This is a genomic window from Corynebacterium efficiens YS-314, assembly GCF_000011305.1.
Taxonomy (GTDB): Bacteria; Actinomycetota; Actinomycetes; order Mycobacteriales; family Mycobacteriaceae; genus Corynebacterium; species Corynebacterium efficiens.
Window position 1 is genome coordinate 1,829,878 of sequence record NC_004369.1, and the last position, 21,481, is coordinate 1,851,358.

General features: G+C 64.5%; 19 protein-coding genes. 3 read left to right on the plus strand and 16 right to left on the minus strand.

Annotation, left to right across the window (positions count from 1 at the left end):
* Positions 1–24 precede the first annotated feature (24 nt).
* Complete coding sequence (locus CE_RS08640) at positions 25–498, plus strand: YbjN domain-containing protein (RefSeq protein WP_006767735.1); 474 nt, start codon at positions 25–27, stop codon at positions 496–498.
* The gene (locus CE_RS08645) at positions 476–937 is read left to right on the plus strand and encodes a YbjN domain-containing protein (protein WP_006767736.1); all 462 of its coding nucleotides are present in this window, start codon (positions 476–478) and stop codon (positions 935–937) included. Before CE_RS08640 ends, CE_RS08645 begins: the two co-directional genes overlap by 23 nt.
* A 66-nt stretch (positions 938–1,003) precedes the next feature.
* Here CE_RS08645 and nusB read toward each other — a convergent pair whose 3' ends face one another.
* The 15 genes from nusB to aspS all read right to left on the minus strand — a co-directional run bounded on the left by nusB (position 1,004) and on the right by aspS (position 17,614).
* Positions 1,004–1,570 carry a transcription antitermination factor NusB gene (nusB, locus tag CE_RS08650; RefSeq protein ID WP_011075582.1) on the minus strand — a complete coding sequence of 189 codons (567 nt, stop codon included), beginning with the start codon at positions 1,568–1,570 and terminating at the stop codon, positions 1,004–1,006.
* Positions 1,571–1,632: 62 nt separating this feature from the next.
* Positions 1,633–2,196, minus strand: a complete 564-nt coding sequence (efp, locus tag CE_RS08655; RefSeq protein WP_011075583.1) for an elongation factor P — start codon at positions 2,194–2,196, stop codon at positions 1,633–1,635.
* Between the two features lie 97 nt (positions 2,197–2,293).
* Complete coding sequence (locus CE_RS08660) at positions 2,294–3,385, minus strand: aminopeptidase P family protein (RefSeq protein WP_006767739.1); 1,092 nt, start codon at positions 3,383–3,385, stop codon at positions 2,294–2,296.
* A 126-nt stretch (positions 3,386–3,511) separates the two neighbouring features.
* Positions 3,512–3,949: a type II 3-dehydroquinate dehydratase gene (gene aroQ / locus CE_RS08665; RefSeq protein ID WP_006767740.1), complete on the minus strand. Its 438-nt coding sequence runs from the start codon at positions 3,947–3,949 to the stop codon at positions 3,512–3,514.
* A gap of 28 nt (positions 3,950–3,977) precedes the next feature.
* The gene (gene aroB / locus CE_RS08670) at positions 3,978–5,075 is read right to left on the minus strand and encodes a 3-dehydroquinate synthase (protein ID WP_006767741.1); all 1,098 of its coding nucleotides are present in this window, start codon (positions 5,073–5,075) and stop codon (positions 3,978–3,980) included.
* Positions 5,076–5,098: 23 nt separating this feature from the next.
* A complete protein-coding gene (locus CE_RS08675) occupies positions 5,099–5,608 on the minus strand; it encodes a shikimate kinase (protein WP_011075585.1) in 510 nt (169 codons plus the stop codon).
* Position 5,609: 1 nt separating this feature from the next.
* Positions 5,610–6,824, minus strand: coding sequence for a chorismate synthase (gene aroC / locus CE_RS08680; RefSeq protein ID WP_173362573.1), 1,215 nt, complete (start codon positions 6,822–6,824; stop codon positions 5,610–5,612).
* A 93-nt stretch (positions 6,825–6,917) separates the two neighbouring features.
* The gene (locus CE_RS08685; RefSeq protein WP_006767744.1) at positions 6,918–7,358 is read right to left on the minus strand and encodes a prepilin peptidase; all 441 of its coding nucleotides are present in this window, start codon (positions 7,356–7,358) and stop codon (positions 6,918–6,920) included.
* Positions 7,359–7,412: 54 nt separating this feature from the next.
* Positions 7,413–8,243 (minus strand): shikimate dehydrogenase, encoded by an 831-nt coding sequence (locus CE_RS08690; protein WP_006767745.1) that lies wholly within the window; start codon positions 8,241–8,243, stop codon positions 7,413–7,415.
* Between the two features lie 8 nt (positions 8,244–8,251).
* On the minus strand, positions 8,252–9,442 hold the full coding sequence (gene mltG, locus CE_RS08695) for an endolytic transglycosylase MltG (protein ID WP_011075588.1): 1,191 nt from the start codon (positions 9,440–9,442) through the stop codon (positions 8,252–8,254).
* Positions 9,439–9,984: a Holliday junction resolvase RuvX gene (gene ruvX, locus CE_RS08700; RefSeq protein ID WP_035108826.1), complete on the minus strand. Its 546-nt coding sequence runs from the start codon at positions 9,982–9,984 to the stop codon at positions 9,439–9,441. The genes mltG and ruvX overlap by 4 nt, the downstream gene beginning before the upstream one ends.
* A gap of 197 nt (positions 9,985–10,181) precedes the next feature.
* Positions 10,182–12,854: an alanine--tRNA ligase gene (gene alaS / locus CE_RS08705; protein WP_035108828.1), complete on the minus strand. Its 2,673-nt coding sequence runs from the start codon at positions 12,852–12,854 to the stop codon at positions 10,182–10,184.
* Between the two features lie 117 nt (positions 12,855–12,971).
* The gene (locus CE_RS08710) at positions 12,972–14,321 is read right to left on the minus strand and encodes a replication-associated recombination protein A (protein WP_006767749.1); all 1,350 of its coding nucleotides are present in this window, start codon (positions 14,319–14,321) and stop codon (positions 12,972–12,974) included.
* 19 nt (positions 14,322–14,340) lie between these two features.
* Positions 14,341–15,531, minus strand: a complete 1,191-nt coding sequence (locus tag CE_RS08715) for a phosphotransferase family protein (protein ID WP_006767750.1) — start codon at positions 15,529–15,531, stop codon at positions 14,341–14,343.
* A 280-nt stretch (positions 15,532–15,811) separates the two neighbouring features.
* Complete coding sequence (gene aspS, locus CE_RS08720) at positions 15,812–17,614, minus strand: aspartate--tRNA ligase (RefSeq protein ID WP_035108829.1); 1,803 nt, start codon at positions 17,612–17,614, stop codon at positions 15,812–15,814.
* Between the two features lie 218 nt (positions 17,615–17,832).
* On the opposite strand from aspS, the gene CE_RS08725 reads away from it, so the two are divergent.
* Positions 17,833–18,714, plus strand: coding sequence for a KPN_02809 family neutral zinc metallopeptidase (locus tag CE_RS08725; protein ID WP_011075593.1), 882 nt, complete (start codon positions 17,833–17,835; stop codon positions 18,712–18,714).
* Here CE_RS08725 and CE_RS08730 read toward each other — a convergent pair.
* Positions 18,711–21,371, minus strand: a complete 2,661-nt coding sequence (locus CE_RS08730) for a DEAD/DEAH box helicase (protein WP_006767754.1) — start codon at positions 21,369–21,371, stop codon at positions 18,711–18,713. The two genes, CE_RS08725 and CE_RS08730, sit on opposite strands and share 4 nt — an antisense overlap.
* Positions 21,372–21,481 lie beyond the last annotated feature (110 nt).

The window sequence follows — 21,481 nt, forward strand, 5'->3', positions numbered from 1 at the left end:
TCCCGTTAGGACACAGATTCCACAGTGACTGCAGCTGACTCACCCCACGACATCACGGCGTTCCGCCTGGATGCGGTGACGAGGATCCTCGATGACGAGAACCTCAACTACCGCGTCGAACAACTCGACGGCACCGATGTGGTCCGTACCGGTTTCATCAACTCCGCCATCAGCTTCATCGCCATCGACGGTGGTCTCACCATGGAGGCGATGTGGCGTGGAGCCCCGGCAACGGACCAGGCCTCGGTTGTGCTGGCTGCCGTCAACGAATGGAACCTCACCCAGTTCGCCCCCACCCTGCGCTTCTTCGAGATGCAGCAGGACACCATCGCCATCAACGCCATCCGCCACCTCACCACCACCGCGGGACTCAGCCACAACCAGGTCGGTGCCTTCATCATGAGCTCACTGGAGGCAACCACCAGCGCCTTCGACTGGCTCGAGCAGCAGTTTCCCGACCTTGTCACCTGGAAGGATGACCACGATGACCAGCACTAACACCCCCAGGCCCATCGCTGTCACCCTCGACCGTGTGGTCGCCATCATGAGGGAATTCGGGATCGAGCTGTCCGTCGCCGACAGCCAGGGCAAGAACGCCTCGGTGGCCACCGCAAACCTCAACGGCTACCCCGTCATGTTCGCGCTGCTGGACTCCGTGCTCATCGTACGCACCGACAAGGCCACCGACACCACCATCGCCGACGGGGATCCCCGCTGGCACCTCGGCTGCAACCAGGTCAACTGCTTCAACTTCGCGGCGAAGGCAGTGGTCATGGACCGCACGGACAAGGCCGTGGTGCGCGCCGAGAAGGACATCCCCATCGCCGCGGGGCTCAATGACATCCAGCTGTCTGCCATGCTGAAGAACGCCATCGACCATGTTCTGGCCATTCAGGATGCGGTGGAGAAGGCCGCCGGGGATTACACCATCGGTTAACTCCGCGGAGACGGAAATGGCCGGTTCCAGGAGTCTGGAACCGGCCACTTTCAGCGCTGACGGGGATCAGGGACGGGAATCCTCCGCCTCATCCTCTGCGGGTAGCTCCTCGGAGTCATCCCAGGGGGCAACCGGAGCGTCAGACCCGGACACCGCGCCGGGGTTGGCCGCCCGCTCACGAAGCTCATCGACCTTGGAGGCCATGTTGTCGAGGGTTGCGTTGATGTAGGCGCCAGCCTTATCCGTGGAGTACTGGGAGGCAATCTCCACTGCCTCCACCACGGCGGTGGTCACGGGAACATCCGGGTTGTAGAGCATCTCCCAGCACGCCACCCGCAGCACGGCGCGGTCGACGGAGGGGAGGCGTTCCAGCAGCCAGGTGTCTGCGATGTGCTCGGAGAGCAGGTCATCGATGGTGTCCAGTTCCACGGCAACACCGTTGATGATGGCCTCGGTGTATTCGGCCACCGGTGCCACGACGGGATCGACGGCGTTGGACAGTGTCTTGCGGTCATCGATGATCGCCACCGGGTCCACGTCACGGGACTCTGCCTCGAAGAGGATGTCCACGGCACGACGACGTGCCTTGTAACGGGCTCCATGGCGTTTATAACCTTGTCGACTCTCGCTCACGTTGAGTTCTCTTTGTTCCTGTTCAGATGAGGGATGGATGGGGGGATTCCCCGGGATGCAGCTTAGTTGTTGACGCGGGAGAGGTAGGAACCGTCGCGGGTATCCACCTTCAGGACGTTGCCGGTCTCGATGAACAACGGAACCTGGATCTCGGCGCCGGTCTCGAGGGTGGCGGGCTTGGTGCCACCGGTGGAGCGGTCACCCTGCAGGCCCGGGTCGGTGTGCTCGACACGGAGGTCAACCGAGACCGGGAGCTCACCGAACAGTGCCTCACCGTCATGGAAGGACACCTGCACGCGCATGTTCTCCAGGAGGAAACGGCCGGCATCGCCGAAGGCGTCGAGGGGAAGTTCGAACTGCTCGAAGGTCTTGTCATCCATGAGGATGTAGGAGCTGCCATCGTTGTACAGGTAGGTCATGTCACGACGGTCGACGGTGGCGGTCTCAACCTTGACACCGGCGTTCCAGGTCTTGTCGACGGTCTTGCCGGTGACAACGTCCTTGAGCTTGGTGCGCACGAAGGCTGGGCCCTTGCCCGGCTTGACGTGCTGGAACTCGACGATCTGCTGCAGCTTGCCGTCGACCTTGAGGACAAGGCCGTTCTTGAAATCAGCGGTGGATGCCACGGTGATGATCTCCCTTGTGTTTGGCGTCAGTGGGTGCCCCACCTCGGGCGCAGACTGAACCGCGTCAACCGGGTGGGGACTGAATAGCTAACCCAGACTACACCACCCGGAGGTCCTTCCCCACCTTGGTGATGATTTCCGGTGCACCGGCGGTGATGATGAGGGTGTCCTCGATGCGCACGCCGCCCCTGCCCGGGACGTAGATTCCCGGTTCGATGGTCAGGGTGGATCCCTCCTCCAGAACACCCGTGGCGGTCTTCGCGGCGGCGGGTGCCTCATGCACCTCCAGGCCGATGCCGTGGCCGGTGGAATGCACGAAATAGTCCCCGTACCCGGCGTCCTCGATGATGGAACGGCAGGCATGATCAATATCCACGAGCTTGGTGCCGGCATAGGCGGCCTCCACACCGGCGAGCTGGGCCCGGAGCACAATGTCATAGATCTCGGTTTCGAAATCCCCAGCCTCACCCATGATGAGGGTACGGGTCATATCGGAGTTGAAACCACGGGCATGGGCGCCGAAGTCGATGGTGACCAGGTCGCCGCGCTCGATGATGCGGTCACCCGCGCCGTGATGGGGCTTGGCGGAGTTCGGCCCCGACGCGACGATGGTGTCAAAGCTGGGGCGTTCAGCACCGAGCATCCGCATCCGGTATTCCAGATCCGCCGCGACCTGGCGTTCGGAGCGTCCCTCAGCCAGTTCACCGGCAGACAGGAGATCCTCGAAGGCCTGTGAGGCCAGTGCCGCGACGTCCCGCAGGCGGTCCTGTTCAAAGGGGTCCTTGTGCAGACGGATGGATTCAACGACCCCGGTGACGGGGATGAGCTGGACATCCTCCCCGGCGGCCTCACGCAGTGCGTCAAGCTGAGCGACGGTGGTCTGGGCAGCCTCGAAGGCCACCCGGCGGTCGCCCTCGACGGTGGCCAGCAGCGCGGTGGCGGAGGCACGTTCGATCATGGCCTCGATGTCCGGCACCTCCTCACCGATCTGGGTGGTGTAACGCCCATCGGTGCACATGCGGGCCGAGAGGTCCTTGTGCAACAGGAGTGCACCGTTGGAACCGGTGAACCCGGTGAGGTAGCGCACATGGATCGGACTGGTGACCAGAATGGAGTCGATCCGTCTGGCCGCCAGTTTGGAGGCCAGTGCCCTCCTGCGGGTGGCAAAACGTGTATCAGCCAAAGCCATGTGTGTCGCTCCTTCTCCCCTGCGGCGCAACCACCCGGGAACGTGTCTCTACATTTGTACTAAAGGTTATAGCCAATGTAGTACGGCCGGGAGCACCGGGGAGGGATTTCGGCGCAGGGTGGGGGTCTAGCGCTCCCGATCGGCGAGGAACTCCAGGGCCAGTTCATAACCCCTGACCCCGAGACCTGCGATGACACCGAGCGCGATCGGTGAGAGGTAGCTGTGCGCACGGAACGGTTCACGGGCATGGACATTGGAGATGTGCACCTCAACGAAACCGGCCCCGTCAGCGATCTCCGCCAGTGCGTCACGCAGCGCCACCGAGGTGTGGGTGAAACCACCCGGGTTGATGATCACCGGCCAGCCGTGGTCGGCGGCGTTGTGGACGGCGTCGATAAGCTCACCCTCGTGGTTGGACTGGATAAAGCTCACCCCCACCCCGAGGGCGTCGGCACGTCGCGCCACCATGGCCTCGACGTCGGCGAGGGTGGTTGATCCGTAGACCTCCGGTTGCCGTTTCCCCAGCCGGTTCAGGTTGGGGCCGTTGATCACGAGAACATGCATGGGTGTACCGAATCCTTAAAGGGTCTGTCTAGCTGCTGATGGCCTCGTAAGCCCGGATCAGTTCCCCGCGGTCGGGTCCCTCGATGCGGGTGACCTCACCGACGGCGGTGAGCGCCACGAAGCGGATATTGCCGTCGCGGTTCTTCTTGTCCCGGGTCATTCCCTCGTAGAGTTCATCGAACACCCCACCTTGGTAGGTGGTGGGCAGACCGATGGAATCCAGGATCACGCGGTGGCGCTCCAGCAGGTCGGCATCGATGAGGCCGAGGTTGTACGAGAGGTTGGCGATGAACATCATGCCCACTGCCACCGCGTTGCCGTGACGCCACTGGAAATCCTCCCGCAGTTCAACGGCGTGGGCGAAGGTGTGCCCGTAGTTGAGGATCTCACGCAGATTGGATTCCTTCAGATCCGCGCTGACCACTGATCCCTTCACCCTTACCGACCGTGCGATGAGCTCCGGCAGGTGGGAACCGTCAATCTCCCTCTGCAGACAGGCGGATGCGTCGGACTCATAGAGCCGCAGAATCTCCTCATCGGCGATGAAACCGGTTTTGATGATCTCCGCGGAGCCGGCGATGATCTCCTCATCCGGAAGGGTGTGCAACCGGTCCAGGTCGATGAAGACGGCATCCGGTTCATGGAAGGCCCCCACCAGGTTCTTCCCGGCGGCGGTGTTGATGCCGGTCTTGCCACCGACGGCGGCATCGACCATGCCGAGCACCGTGGTGGGCACCTGGATCACCCGGACGCCACGCATCCATGCTGCCGCAACGAACCCCGCCAGGTCGGTCGCCGCCCCACCACCGAGGCCGATGATGATGTCACGACGCCCGAAGGCGGCGGCACCGAGCTTGTCCCAGCACTCCCCCGCCACGGCGAGGGTCTTGCCGGACTCGGCGTCGGGGACCTCGAGGTGGAGCACCTGCAGACCTGCTGCCTGCAGGGCCCCGTCGATGTCAGCGGCGACCTCCGCGAGTGCCGGCTGGTGGAGCAGGGCCACCTGGGTCGCGCCGGACCCGGCCGCACGCTCGGCGATGAGCGGGGTGAGCCCGGAACCGATCACGACCTCATAGGGGGATGCGCCATTGACGGGGACGGTATCGAAGATGGTGGTCACGTGCACAGGGCCTTTCAGAGAGAGGGGATCTAATCATCCTCGAGGTGGTGCAGGATCTCTGCCACCACCTGCTGTGGACTGCGGGAGTTGGTGCGCACGCGGAACGTGGACACCTCCTCATAGAGCGGACGGCGGGTTTCCAGGAGGTTGCGGTAGTGCTCGACCGGGTCGTCAGCCGCCAGGACCGGACGGGTCCGCTCCCCGGCGGTGCGGCGCACCCCCTCGGCGACGGAGACATCGATCCACACCACATCGTGCTCCCTGAGCAGCTCACGGGTGGATTCGGTGAGGATGGCCCCACCACCGAGGCTCACCACACCGTCATGGTTGAGTGCCTCGGCGACGTGGTGTGCCTCCAGCTCGCGGAAGGCGGGCTCACCGAGTTCGGAGAACACCTCCCCGCAGGCCTTGCCGGTGGCCTTCTCGATCAGTTCATCACTGTCCACCAGGTCCGCATTAAGGGCACGGGCCAGACGCCGACCGATGGTGGATTTGCCTGCACCGGGTGGACCGACCAGGACGACGATGGGACGTGCCACACTATTCACCGTCGTTGAACTCCAATCGTTTACCGATGCGTTCGAGATAGCAGCGGATATTGCAGGTGGTCTCCTCCAGGGAGTCACCACCGAACTTGTTCAGCACCGCGCGGGCCAGCACCAGAGCAACCATCGCCTCGGCGACGACACCCGCGGCGGGAACCGCGCAGACATCGGAACGCTGGTGGATGCCGGTGGCGGCATCACCGGTGGCCATGTCCACCGTCTTCAGGGCGCGGGGCACCGTGGAGATCGGTTTCATGGCGGCACGCACCCTCAGGGTCTCCCCGTTGGTCATGCCACCCTCCAGGCCGCCGGCGCGGTTGGTGGTGCGGTACACACCGTCCTCGTCGCGGACCATTTCATCATGGGCCTCGGAGCCACGACGTCGGGCCTCCTCGAAGCCGTCACCGATCTCCACGCCCTTGATGGCCTGGATCCCCATGAGGGCGGCGGCCAGCTGGGCATCCAGACGGTCCTCGCCGGAGATATGGGAACCCAATCCGATGGGCAGCCCCTCGACGATGACCTCGACGATGCCGCCGAGGGTGTCACCGGATTTCTTGGCGGCCTCGATCTCCGTGATCATGGAGGCCTCCGCCTCCTTACCGAAGGACCGGACCGGGGATTCATCGATCGCGGTGATGTCGGCGAAGGTCGGCGTCGGGCCCTCATAGGGCTCGGACCGGCCGATGGAGACCACATGGGAGAGGACCTCAACGCCGAGGGTCTCACGCAGGAAGGAGCGTGCCACGGTGGCCGCGGCCACGCGGGCCGCCGTCTCACGTGCGGAGGAACGCTCCAGCACATTGCGGGCATCATCGAAACCGTACTTGAGCATGCCGGCGAAATCAGCATGGCCGGGACGCGGGCGGGTCAACTTCGCACCGCGGCCGGAGGACATCGCCGCCACATTCTCCGGGTCTTCCATGTCCAGTGCGTCGGAGGACATGATCGTGGTCCACTTCGGCCACTCGGAGTTGCCGATCACGATGGAGATCGGGCTGCCCAGGGTCAGGCCGTGGCGGATACCGGTGAGGAAGGTCAGCTTGTCCTGTTCAAACTTCATCCGCGCGCCGCGGCCGTATCCGAGGCGGCGCCGGGCGAGTTGATAGGTGACCTCATCCTTGGTCACGGGTACACCGGCGGGCATGTGCTCAACTGTCGCAACCAATGCCTGGCCGTGGGATTCACCTGCTGTAGTCCATCGAAGCATGCCTAGCATTATCGCATGAGGAGACAGATAAGCCCGAAACAACCCGCCCTATCCCACCTCGTGGGACGCTGGTGGGTGTGCCACGGCTGCCCATCACGCCGCGGTTATCCACACCGCCAGACAGGTCGCCAACCCCATTCCCGGTCCGTGGGGCACCCGCATCGTCCGATCCCCACCCCCTGCAGCCAGCCCCGACAGTGTCACCCCCGCCAGCAGCAGGGTGAGCAGCGAGGATCCGACCACCGCGAGCAGCCATCCCTCCACCGACCCGGTTGCCGCGACGGTGCCCAGACCGAGGGCGAATTTGATATCTCCCCCACCGATCCCTCCGACCACCCCCGCGGTGACCAGGTACAGCAGAAACCACCCCGCCCCACCGAGCAGCAGCCACGGATCCACCACCACCGCCCACCCGGTGATCATCAGGGCCCCGGGCAGCGTCAGTGCATCCGGCAGGCGTCGGGTCCGTAGATCCCACGCCGCCAGCACCCCGACCCAGACCACAAACACCGCACACAGAATAAAAAGGACCATGCACTGTTGGACTGCCAGTGCATGGTCCCCGGTTCCCCCGGGCCGCGGGAAACCTCACATACCCAGTGAGGCCTCCAGGGCCGCGCGCATGGCGTCACGCGGGGCGGGGTGCCCGGTGAACTGCTCGAACTGGCCATAGGCCTGGTGCGCCAGCATGACATGCCCGCCCACTGCGGGGATGTTCCGGGACCGGGCCACAGTCACCAACGGGGTCGGCCAGGGATCATAGATCACATCCAGCACTGGCGCGTGGGCCAGTTTCCCCTCCAGCCCCTCGATGGCCGCCGATGGGACGGTGGAGATGACCACCGCCGCGGCCGTGGTCTCGGCCTCCACACCCCCCTCCAGCGGGAGGTAGGACAAGGTGGCGGGGAAGGCGTCGACAAGCTCGCTCAGCTCCCCGGTGCGGTCGCTGCGGTTGATCACGGTGATGTGGGAAACGCCCGCTTCGAGCAGCGCCCAGATGGCCGGCCGGGCGGTCCCGCCACCACCGACCACAACGGCACGCTTGTCGACGAGTTCCCCACCGCCGAGCAATTCGACCAGCGCGCCCCGGATGCCGTCCACATCGGTGTTGTCGGCACGCCACCCGGTGGCGGTGCGCACCAGCGTGTTGGCGGAACCGATGCGACGGGCTCGTTCGGTGGCCTCATCGGCGAAGGCGAGGGCGGCGAACTTGGCCGGCATGGTTACCGAGAATCCACGGTAGGACAGATCTGCACCACCTACCAGTCCGGGCAGGGCATCCGCGTCACAGTCGAAACGATCATAGGCCCAGTCATCCAGTCCGAGGGCGGCATAACCCGCGTTGTGGAGCACCGGCGAGCGTGAATGGCCGATCGGTTGGCCGAGTACAGCCGCGCGGTGGGTGGGTTTGTCAGTCATCTCAGTTCCTAGCGGTTACTGTCTAGGACACCGCTGTTGATGGCGCGCATGGTGTCCTCCTGGTGCTGTTCGAAGGTGTCGTTGAACACGGTGGTGCCATCGGTGTCCACCGTGACGAAGTACAGCCAGTTGCCCTCGGCCGGGTTCTCCATCGCCTGGAGAGCCTCCATCGACACCGCGGCGATCGGGGTCTCGGGCAGTCCGTCCATGGCATAGGTGTTCCACGGGGTGACGGTTTCGCGGTCCTGGTCGGTGGTGGCCACCTCGACCTCCGGCAGGCCATAGTTGACGGTGGAGTCGAACTGCAGACGCATCGGCTCCTCCAGGCGGTTGAGGATCACGCGGGCGACCTTGTCGAAGTCCCCGGCCGGGGCCTCACGTTCGATGAGGGAGGCGGCGGTCAGCAGTTCATAGGGGGTGAGGTTGATGCCCTGAGCCCGGGTGACGATATCTGTCTCCTCGAACTTCGCAGCCGAACGGGTGATCAGGTCGGTGAGGATGCCCTGCGCATCGGCGGTGGGGTTGACCACGTACTGGCCGGGCATGATGAGTCCCTCCAGTCGCTTCGGGTCGTTGCCCCGGGACTCCACCGGACCCACAGCCCACTCCGGCACGCCGAGGGTGGCCGGGTCCGCGGTGGCAGCCACGGTCTGCAGATCCTCCACGGTGATGCAGTTGGTGGACCCCTCGGTGCACGTGACCTGGGCGATCTGGGAATAGATGCCCGGGCGGGTGTCCCCGCCGACCACCGCGACATCCATGAGGGTGGCACCACCGTGGATGTCCACCAGATCCACCTGATTGTTGGGATCGAGCAGTGCCGCCACCGCGGCGGCGGCACTCATCTCCTCCTGGAGGCGGTAGAAACCGGGCTGGATACTGCCGGCGTCGGGGTTGCCGGCGGCGGCGGTCTGGAAGGCCGCGTTGGTGGCCACGATGCCCCGCTCCTCGAGTTCGGGGCCCAGTTCCGACATGGAGGACCCCTCGGGGATCTCCACGAGTTGAACCACACCATTGCCGGTGCCCTCGAAGTCGGTGGTGCCGCCACCGCGGTCAGAGGTGGCGACACCGATGTAGATGACAGCTCCGATGAGGAGAATCAGCGCGGCGATGGTCACCGCGAGGAACCGCTGGCGTCGCTTCACGTATACGGGCTCCATCCGTCGGTTCCGGGCTGAACCGCTGGTCTTGTTGCTCATCGTGGGAAGTTTCCCTTCTCATCGGTGTGGGGTGTTTCGGGAAGCGTGTTCAGGGCGGTTGCACGCCCGTCGAGCCAGGTCTGCAGGATCTCCACCGCGGCCGCCTGATCGATGACTTTACGGCCATCACGTTCATTGATGCCTGATGCCCTCAGTGCCTGGGTGGCCACAACGGTGGTCAGACGCTCATCGCCCAGGCGGACGGGGATCTCCCGTCCGGTGGCGGTGAGACGGCGGCGGATCCGGAAGGCGATCTCCCTGGCCTGTTTGACACTGGCTGAACCGTTGCCCTGGAGGTCCCGGGGCAGACCCACGACAACCTCAACAGCGTCGTATTCGGTGATGATGTCGATCAGTCTGTCGATGTCACCTCTGTCCGGCCCCTTCATGCCGGTCTCCCTGGGGACGGTCTCCACCGGCATGGCGAGACGGGCATCCCGGTCGGAGGCTGCCACGCCGATACGGACGGTGCCGACATCCAGGCCTATGCGACGGCCCGGGCCGGGATCATCACGGCCGGGGGTATCTGGTGTGACCTTCATCGGGTGGGTGACCTTTCTCATGAGTCTGCATCGACATCCGCGCCGCACAGGTGTGTGCCATTGCACCATAATCTAGTGGCGGAGATCCGCGGAACACGCATTGGTGACCGGGTGTCGGGGCCGGAACACGACAAACCGGGGTCCTCCCTTGAAAAAGAGGACCCCGGTGGTGTCACCTTCCGGCCCCGGTGGGGGTGCTACAGGTTTTCCAGTTCCGCGCGAACCGCGTTGAAGGCCGCGTCCAGACCATCGATGTCGCTACCGGAGCCCTGTGCCATGTCCGGCTTACCACCACCACGGCCGTCGATGTAGGAACCGATCAGCTTGATGAGGTTTCCGGAGTGGACCCCACGTGCGACAGCCTGCTTGGTGGCACCCGCCACGAACGGAACCTTGGTGCCATCCTCGGAACGGGAGGCGACGACCACCAGTCCCTCGCCGTTGCTGAGCTTGTCCCGCAGCGTGGTGGCCAGGGTGCGCAGGTCACCGGCATCCAGACCATCCTGGACCCGGACCATGACGGCACGGATGCCGTTGATCTCTTCCGCGCCGGTGATGAATTCCTCGGACTTGGCGGCCAGTTCCCGGCGATGCAGGGTGGCGATCTCCTTCTCCGCGGCCTTGAGCTTGTCCAGCAGCTGGCTGATGCGCTCCGGGAGGTCCGTGGACGGGGTCTTCAGTATGCTGGACAGTGACTCCGCGAGGGCGCGTTCCTTCGACAGGTAGTTGAAGGAGTTGAGCCCGGAGTAGGCCTCGATGCGACGGACACCGGAACCGATGGAGGACTCCCCCAGGAGGGCGACGGGCCCGATCTGTGAGGAGTGCTCGACATGGGTACCACCACACAGCTCCATGGAGAAGGGACCGCCGATCTCCACGACGCGGACCAGATCACCGTAGTTCTCACCGAACAGCGCCATGGCACCCATCGCGCGGGCCTCCTCCAGTGAGGTCTCGATGGTGTTGACGGCCCAGTCGGTGTCCACGGCCTCATTGGTGATGGCCTGGATCTGGTTGAGCTGCTCCGGGGTCAGCTGATCGGTGTAGTTGAAGTCGAAGCGCAGGTAACCCGGCTTATTCATGGAACCCGCCTGGACGGCGGTGGGGCCGAGCACCTGGCGCAGGGCGGCGTGGATCAGGTGGGTTGCGGTGTGTGCCTGGCGTGCGGCGTGACGCCACTGCTTGTCGACGGCGGCCACCACCTCATCACCGACCGCGAGCCCGCCATTGGCCACCACGGCCTTGTGGACCCACAGCTTCTTGCCGATCTTCTGCACATCCTGGATATCCACGACGGTATCGCCCATGAGGATCCGGCCACGGTCACCGAGCTGTCCACCGGACTCGGCGTACAGCGGGGACTGGTCGAGGATGACCTCAACCTCCTGGCCCTCGGCGGCCTCATTGATGCGGGTGCCATCGGACAGCAGACCGAGAACGCGGGACTGTGATTCCAATTCCTCGAAACCGGTGAACACGGTCGGGTGGTTGTCCACCCACTCACGGTAGATGGACAGGTCGGCGTGGCCGTGCTTCTTGGCCTGGCTGTCGGCCTTGGCGCGGGAACGCTGTTCTGCCATGAGCGACTCGAAGCCCTCGACATCGACCTCCAGGCCGGCCTCGGCGGCCATCTCAAGGGTGAGGTCGATGGGGAAACCATAGGTGTCGTGCAGCGCGAAGGCCTGTGCACCGGCGACGGTGGTGCTGCCGGAGGACTTGATGGAGGCAGCAGCCTCCTCAAACAGGTGGGTGCCGGAGACCAGGGTCTTGAGGAACGCGCGCTCCTCGGTGATGGCCACCCGCAGGATACGCTCACGGTTCTCGGCGATCTCCGGGTAGGACGGGGTCATGGTGTCCATGATGGTGTTCATGAATTTCTCCATGGTCTCACCAGTGGCACCGAGCAGACGCGCGGAACGGATGATGCGGCGCAGCAGACGACGCAGGATATAACCACGGCCCTCATTGCCCGGGGTGACACCATCGAGGATGAGCATCATACCGGTGCGGGAGTGATCGGCGATCACACGGAAGCGGATGTCCGCGGTGTTGTCCCTGCCGTAGGTGGCGCCGGTGAGGGTCTCGGCGACATCGATGACCGGGCGCAGCAGATCGGTCTCGTAGACGTTTTCCACCCCCTGCAGGATGCAGGCGACACGCTCGACACCCATGCCGGTGTCGATGTTCTTCTTGGGCAGCTCACCGATGATCTCGAAACTGTCCTTGCCGGTACCCTCACCGCGCTCGAACTCCATGAACACCAGGTTCCAGATCTCCAGATAACGGCTGTCATCGACCGCCGGGCCACCCTCGTTGCCGTACTTGGGGCCACGGTCGTAGTAGATCTCCGAGCAGGGACCACACGGGCCGGGCACACCCATCGACCAGTAGTTGTCGGCCATACCCAGGCGCTGGATACGTTCAGCCGGCACCCCGATCTTCTTCTCCCAGATCTCGGCGGCCTCATCATCATCGAGGTAGACGGTGACCCAGAGGCGTTCGGGATCCAGACCATAACCACCCTCCTCCACCGGGTTGGTCAGCAGGGTCCAGGCGTGGGTGATGGCACCCTCCTTGAAGTACTGGCCGAAGGAGAAGTTGCCGGCCATCTGGAAGAAGGTGTTGTGGCGGGTGGTGATACCCACCTCCTCGATGTCGAGGGTGCGCACACACTTCTGGATGGAGGTGGCGGTGCCGTTGGCGAACGGTGGGGTCTGCTGCCCCAGGAAGTACGGCTTGAAGGGGACCATGCCCGCGTTGACGAAGAGCAGGTTCGGGTCATCCAGAATCAGCGACGCGCTGGGAACTGCCGTGTGACCGGCATTAACGAAGTGATTGGTGAAGCGTTCCCTGATCTCATGGGTCTGCACAGCGGTATCCTGCCTTAGTACTTCTCGGGTTGTTGTCGGAACCAACATTATGTTGGGCCCCGATGTTGCATCAGCTAACAATACCCGCCCACCGTGGGGTGCGGGCAACCCGGGTTCTCAGCGGCCCCGGATGATTCTGCGCAGGCGCCCCAGGTACTCCGAGATCCGCTTCTCACCACCATGATCGGTGGGTTGGTAGTAGACGCGGTCGCGCAGGTTCTCCGGCAGGTAGTCCTGACGGACCACTCCCCGTGGATCATCGTGGGGATAGACGTACCCCACGGCGTTGCCCATCTTCTTCGCACCCTCGTAATGACCATCCCGCAGATGTGCGGGGACAGTACCGATGTGGCCCCGTTTCACATCGGCGAGCGCTGAGTCCATGGCGGTGATCACCGCGTTGGACTTCGGTGCGGTGGCCAGATGGATGGTGGCCTGCGCCAGGGTGATGCGTGCCTCCGGCATGCCGATGAGCTGGACGGCCTGGGCTGCGGCCACGGCGGTCTGCAGTGCACCCGGATCAGCCATGCCGATATCCTCACTGGCGTGAATCACCAGGCGTCGGGCGATGAAGCGGGGGTCCTCCCCTGCCTCCATCATGCGCGCGAGGTAGTGCAGCGCGGCATCCACATCGGAACCGCGGATGGATTTGATGAAGGCACTGACGACGTCGTAGTGCTGGTCCCCGTCGCGGTCATAGCGAACCACGGCACGGTTGACGTTGTCGCGGACGGTGTCCAGGGTCAGTTCCCCGCCGTCAGCCACCGCCTCGGCGGCGGCCTCGATGTAGGTCAGGCCGCGGCGGGCATCGCCGCCGGCGAGCAGAACCAACTGGTCGAGGGCCGCCGCGCTGGCCGTGATACGACCGGCGAGGCCGCGCTCGTCGACAAGCGCCCTGTCCAGCACCGTGCGCACATCATCATCGGTCAGGGGTTCCAGCTGCAGGAGCAGAGACCGGGAGAGCAGCGGGGCGACCACGGAGAAGGAGGGGTTCTCCGTGGTGGCGGCGACCAGCAGGACAGTGCGGTTTTCCACCGCGGCCAGCAGCGCGTCCTGCTGGGTCTTGGAGAAACGGTGGACCTCATCGATGAACAACACGGTCCGGGCACCGTGGATGAGATCGGTGCGGGCACGGTTGATCACCTCGCGGACCTCCTTGACCCCGGAGGACAGCGCGGACAATGCCACGAAACGGTCCCCGGTCGCCGCGGAGATGAGTGAGGCGATGGTGGTCTTACCCGTTCCGGGTGGCCCGTAGAGGATGACCGAGGCCTCCCCCGAGCCCTCGATCAGACGGCGTAACGGGCGTCCCGGGCCGAGGAGATGCTGCTGCCCCACCACCTCATCGAGGGTGCGGGGCCGCATGCGGGCGGCCAGTGGGGCATGCCCGCCCGGGTGGAAATACCGTGTGGCCTCCTGCGCGGCGCGTGAACCTGACGGTGTGTCGAAGAGTGAATCCTGGTCCATGCGGCCCAACAGTAGTCGGTTACTGTTCCACCCCGATCAGGGACTGCACAACATCACCTGCGAAACGGGCGACCTCGGGGAAACGGGTGTCAGCACCCCGGGCGGCGAAACGCTGGAGCGCGGAGAAGGTCTCGTTGATGTCCTGGCGGACCAGTTCATCCTCCTCCGGGGTGCGGGGCACGGTGAAATCATCGATGTCCAGCTCCCCCAGTTCCTCGCGGGCCTCACGGTATGCATCCACCGCCGCGATGGACCCCATCTGCATGAGCGCGACACTCGACAGCGCCCAACCGATCAGTGCGGTGACGATGCGTGCGTGGAGCCGGTCCTCGTTGTTCACGTTCGGCCAGATGCTGCGGACCTCCTGCACCCAGGCGTCGATGAGTTCATCGGCCTCATCATCGCTGAGGGGATGGCTGAACACGAACTGGGGGAACCCGGCGATCACACAGGCGACATCGAAGGTGGCGTCCCGGAACCCGGCGACCTCATAATCGAGGAAGTGGGTGCGTTCGGCCACGATGATGTTGTCCGGGGACAGGTCGAACGGGGTGAAGGCGCGGTGACGTCCGGAGATGAGACGACGCTGGGCATCGCGGGCGAACTCCTCCACCACCGGCGACACGGGCACTCCCGTGGATTTGAGGATCTGCAGACCGACCTCCACCGCGGTGGGCAGCAGGGTGTCACGCTTCTTCTGCATCTCGGCGGTGGCGGGATAGCGGGCGAGCATGCGGGACATGAGGATCTCGAAGTCGGCCTCGCGGTCCGCGGTGGCGGCATGCAGACCACCGAGGGACTGGCCGAGGTTGCGCAGGATCTGCATCCGCTGATCCCCTGTGCGGTGCTCGAGGAGATCGGCGAACGTGTCACCATTGCCGGAATCGGACAGCACCATGATGCGCTTGTCGATGTCATAGGCGAGGATGACCGGACCGGGGCGGACCTCCTCGGTCAGCGAGGTGGTGAACTGATAGGACACCACCTCGCGCACGAGCGCGGAATCATCGAACAGATCCCCGGTGGCGGGAATGTACTTGAGTACCACCGACCGTTGCTGGAGGAACGGGGAGTTGGCGACACGCGCACGCAGCACCGTCGCGGTCCCTGAACCACTGAGCTGCTCCACCTCACTGAGGCTCTGGGTTCCGCCGTACCTCTTGGCCAGCAGATCCTCTGCGATCTCAACGATCTCTTCGTGGCTCAGCATTAGCTTCAACTCCTTTTCTTCCGGGGCATATGAGGGATACCAACACCTCGGGGTCACCCGGGCATGCCAGGTATGTGAAAACCGGCCGGGACATGGGTGATACCAGCTCGGGCATGGACATAACCAGACTTCGGTTAATGGTACAGATCACGATGGATCACGTGGGTGATCTACATAACCTTACCCCCGGTATCGGGCAATAAAACAGAAAATAGGGCCCAATCTATAAATCAGACCCTATTCATGAGTGGATATCACCGGTGGTGTCGGTGTACCCCTGCTACTTTTCTTCCGGCTTGTTCTCTGCTGCCTTCGGCTTTGCGTCGATACCGGATTCCTTGCGCTGCAGCGGGGTGATCGGCGCAGGCGCATCGGTCAGCGGATCAACTCCGCCACCGGACTTCGGGAAGGCGATGACATCGCGGATGGAGTCGAACCCACCGAGCAGGGAGACGATGCGGTCCCAGCCGAAGGCGATGCCGCCGTGCGGAGGTGCACCGAAGGCGAAGGCATCGAGCAGGAAGCCGAACTTGTCGCGGGCTTCCTCCTCGGAGATACCCATAACCTTGAACACGCGCTCCTGGACGTCGCGCTGGTGGATACGGATGGATCCGCCGCCGATCTCGTTGCCGTTGCAGACGATGTCGTAGGCGTAGGCCAGTGCCTCACCCGGGTTCTCATCGAAGGTATCGAGGAATTCCGGCTTCGGGGAGGTGAAGGCGTGGTGCACCGCGGTCCACTTGGAGTTGCCCAGGGCAACGTCACCGGAGGCGGTGGCATCGGCGGCGGATTCGAACATCGGGGCGTCGACGACCCAGACGAATGACCACTCGCCGTCCCTGATCAGGTCGAGCTTGCGTGCGATCTCATCACGGGCCGCACCCAGCAGGGCACGGGAGCTCCTGGTGTCACCGGCTGCGAAGAAGATGCAGTCGCCCGGTTCCGCACCGACGTGGGCGGCGATGCCCTCACGCTCCGCGTCGGTGATGTTCTTGGCCACCGGTCCACCCAGCTCGCCGTCCTCGCCGACGAGGATGTAGGCCAGGCCCTTCGCACCGCGCTGCTTGGCCCATTCCTGCCAGGCGTCGAGCTGGCGGCGGGGCTGGGATGCGCCACCCTTCATCACGACCGCGCCGACGTACTCGTTCTTGAATACGCGGAAGGTGGTGTCGGCGAAGAAGTCGGTGCACTCGGTGATCTGGATATCGAAGCGCAGGTCCGGCTTGTCGGAACCGTACAGACGCATGGCGTCGGCGTAGGTGATGCGTGGGATCGGGGTGGAGATCTCATACCCGATCAACTTCCAGACCTCGGTGAGGATCTCCTCGGCCAGGGCGATGACATCCTCCTGGTCCACAAACGACATCTCGACATCGAGCTGGGTGAACTCAGGCTGACGGTCCGCGCGGAAATCCTCATCGCGGTAGCAGCGTGCGATCTGGTAGTAGCGCTCCATGCCGGCGACCTGCAGCAGCTGCTTGAACAGCTGGGGTGACTGCGGCAGGGCGTAGAAGGTGCCGGGCTTCAGGCGGGCCGGGACCAGGAAGTCACGCGCACCCTCAGGGGTGGACCGGGTCAGGGTCGGGGTCTCGATCTCCGTGAAATCGTGGCTGTCCAGCACGGTGCGGGCAGCCTTGTTGGCCGCGGACCGCAGACGCAGGGCGTTGGCCTGGACCGGGCGACGCAGATCCAGGTAGCGGTACTTCAGGCGGGTTTCCTCGCCGACCTCACCCGCGGAGGACGCATCCTCGATCTGGAACGGCAGCGGGGCGGACTCGTTGAGGACCGTGAAGTCGGTGACACTGACCTCGACATCACCGGAGGCCAGGTTCGGGTTCTCCGAACCCTCCGGACGCTTCTCGACGACGCCGGTGACCTGCAGGACGAACTCGCTGCGCAGTGCGTGGGCGCGCTCGGCAACGTCCTCATTGCGGAAAACGACCTGGGCGATACCGGAACGGTCACGGAGATCAATGAAGATCACGCCACCATGGTCACGGCGACGGGCGACCCAGCCGGTCAGGGTGACTGACTGGCCAGCGTTTTCTTTACGAAGCTCGCCGGAGAGATGAGTGCGCAGCACGTGTAGGAGGTCCTTCCATTCGGAGATGTCTTGCCGGTGGTTTCTGGGCATGTCCTGCGCCGATCACGGGATGTGGAACACCATGTTCCCGGGCACATAGGCACATGTCACCACCACGGGCACATGTAACACTGGCATTGTACCCGCCGACGCGTGCACCGCGGATCATCAACCCGCCCGGCATTACGCACCCCACCCATTTATGAGATGATGCTCACATGACTTTTCGTGGTGATATCTCCCGCTCAGGCGGAAAGGCCCGCAAGGGTGGCGGCGGCCGTGGCATGGCTGTCGGTGGTGGTCTCGGAGGCCTGCTACTGGTCGGCCTCTTCGTGTTGCTGGGAGGCAATCCCGCGCAGGTTCCGGAGTTGTTGGGCCAGGGCGGGGATCAGGCCCAGCTGGAAACAGGTGAATCCTTCGACCACTGCCAGACCGGTGAGGATGCCAACACCTACGATGACTGCCGGTTGTACTACACCATGTTCTCGGTGAACGAGATGTGGCAGGAGGTACTACCCGCGCAGGCTGAGCTGCAGTATTCGGAGCCCGGTCTCGAGCTGTTCACCAACACCACCCGGTCGGGGTGTGGAGCGGCATCCGCCGCCACGGGCCCCTTCTACTGCCCCGCCGATCAGTACGCCTATTTCGACCTGACCTTCTTCGACCAGATGCGACAGTTCGGAGGTGACAGCGCACCCTTCGCCCAGATGTACATCGTGGCCCACGAGGTCGGACACCACGTGCAGAACCTGGAAGGCACCCTGGGACTGTCCGACTACAATGATCCCGGCGCGGACTCCAACGCCGTGAGGATCGAACTGCAGGCGGACTGCTATGCGGGTATCTGGGCCAGCTACGCCGACAAGGGTGAGGATGCACTGCTGGAACCGGTCACCGAGGAGGAACTCGATGCTGCCCTGACCACCGCGGCAGCCGTGGGTGACGATAATATCCAGCGCCGTTCCGGCGGTGAGGTCAATCCGGAGAGCTGGACCCACGGGTCCTCGGAGCAGCGTCGACAGGCGTTCCTCGACGGGTACACCACCGGTCAGATGAGCTCGTGTGACTACCTGGACCGGGGTGTCTACCGCACCACCTAGTCCTCCAGGCCCAGTCTGGCCCGTTCGGCATCGATGATGCTGGCGGCCAGCTGGGCCTCTGTGATGTCCACGGCATCCGGTGTCCCGGCGGTGTCGGACAGGCGTGCGTAGACATCGAAGATCTGGGTCTTGCCCGCCAGGATCTCGAGCATGCGTTCATCGGCGGTGTCATCACCGATGAGGCGGTGGACGTTGACGGTGGCGGTCTGTCCCATGCGGTGCACACGCGCGACGGCCTGCTGCTCGATGGTGGGTTTGACCTGGGGTTCGCAGATGATGACCTGGCTGGCGCTCTGAATGTTCAACCCCACCCCACCGGCCGTGATCTGGGAGATGAGGGCGGATCCGGCGGGGGCGTCGGCGAGGGCGTCGACAAGCTCCTGGCGTCGGGCAGCCGGCACGCTGCCGTCGATCCGGCCGATGACACGCGCGCCCAGGACGTGCTCGAGTTCGTCGAGGATGTCGAGGAAGAAGGTGAAGATCAGGGTTTTCCGGCCGTGTTCCTCCGCTTCATCGAGCAGCTCGATGATGCGCTTCATCTTCGCTGATGTCGCCGATGGTTTCGGGGCGAGCATCGCCGAGCGGCGCATGCCCATCCAGTTCCCCGCCCGGACCTGATCGTCATAGGCGACGCGGTCCGCGGGGGTGAGCTCGATCCAGTCGATGGAGTCGGTGCGTTCGGGGAGTTCATCCAGGACATCGGTCTGGTTCCGGCGCAGATAGGCCGGTGCGATCCGGGCGCGGAAATCCCCGGCGGACATGGCGGACATGCCGCGGGTGATCAGCTCGGGTTGGACATAACGGATGAGGGCGACGAACTCGGAGACCTTGTTCTCCAGCGGGGTGCCGGTCATGAGCAGGGCGTAGTCGGCGGCATCGATGAGCCTGGCGCAGGCCTGACTCCGTTTGCTCTGTGGGTTCTTGATCATGTGGGCCTCATCGGCGATGATCAGGCCCGGGGCGGGAATGTCCAGGCTCCTGGTGCCGGCGTAGGTGCAGATGAGGATGCCGTTGGTGTCCGCCCACGCGGTGACCGCCGCCTCCTTGTCCTGCCCGTGTGCGACAAAGACGGGCAGGTCGGTGAACCGTCGGCATTCGCGGACCCAGTTGACGATCACGGAGGCCGGGACCACCACCAGTGTGCGGAAGGTGTCCTCCGCGGCGGTCAGGTGCGCGGCCACGGCAATCGCCTGGATGGTTTTACCCAGGCCCATGTCATCGCCGAGCAGGACCTTCTTCTGCACCACGGTGAAGCGGGCCCCGAAGGACTGGTACCCACGCAGGTGGAGATCGCGCAGGTGTGTGGTGTCCAGCTCCAGTTCGCGGATGCGTTGCAGGACGGTGGTGTCCAGGTGTTCATCCACACCCTCGATCTCCCGTCCCAGCAGGGTGGCGAGCAGACCCTGGTAGTGGGCGGGGCGCGTCAGATAGTCATCCCAGATATCAGCCGGGGGTGGGGTGATGTGCTGGGGATGGAAGAGGTTGGGGTTGGCACTCACCCAGGCCAGGTCATCGGTAATGCGGTTCCAGGCCGCGTCTCCCTGGTCCGGTCCTGCACCGACGACGATCCACCCGGCCGTGTCAGTTGCAGAGATGGCGGGAAGCTGCTGGATGTAGTCGATCACACGGTTGCGCCGTTCGCGCTCCGCGGGGGAGAGTGCATCCGCCTGCTCGAACCGGGCGAGGATGCGGATGAGGGCGACGGCTGCCTGTGTCGGTGTGTCACCGATGAGAACGGTGTTGCGCCCAAGAGCCTCCTGCTGGAGAGTCTGGGCGGCGGCCTTCATGTGACGGGCGGTCTGGTGTCCGATGCCCTGGGCGGTGGCGAGGAGGGATTCAGATGCCCGGAGGACATCGGCCACGGTGCTGATGCCGATGGTGTCGAGCGAGCCGAACCGGAGCCGGTGGTTGGTGGCGGTGCGCAGCGCATCCACGGGGAGTTGTTCCAGAAGGATCTCCACGCGCTGGCGGTTGATCTGCGACAGGGCACGTTCCGCCTCCGCCCGGAGTCTGACCTGGGAGTTCGGATCGGAGGCGTACGTGTGGACCAGCCTGTGGACGGAGGCGAGATGGTGGCCGTCCCACTGGTGGAAACCCGGTGCGTCCTCCCCCAGCTGGCGGGCGATCTCGGCGCGGGCGGCATCGATATACCGCTGCCCCACAGGGTGTGCACCGGGGAACAGGTGTACCCCGCCGCGTTGGGTGGTGGTCGCGGTGGTGGAGGTGTCGATCAGCGGGGTGATTCCGGGCAGCTGCCGGTCGAGGTCGGCCACCCGGGTGGTGAGATCCGCCAGGGCTGCTTCACCGCGGCGGATGGATTCCGGGTTGAACAACCGGCGCAGGAAACCACCGGTCCCGGCGCGCGCAGTCTCCATCAGCCCGGGGAGAACAGCGGTGGCGGTGAGATAGCGACGCAGTTGTTCCTCGGCCCCAAGCCCGTCGAGTGCGACCCGGGTGTAGAAATTGGCGGACCAGTCCAGATCAGCATCCCGGAGCAGAACGATCCGCGACTGGTCCGGCTCGCCGAAACCGATCTTTCTGTGGATGTGGACCCGTGCCGGCAATTCCAGGGAGCGCAGCACCTCCTGCGCCTGCTGCGCACGGTTGAGGTGCTGCTGTGCCGCGGTGAGTTGGGTCTGGAGATGCGTCCGGTCCATGGCTGTTCATTGTGCCATCCGGGGGTGGGCACGGCAGCCACCCGGCCACGGCCATGCGGCAGCGTGTGAAAGTTGCACGACAAAGGGCCGGGAGGGGTCGAAACGTTATG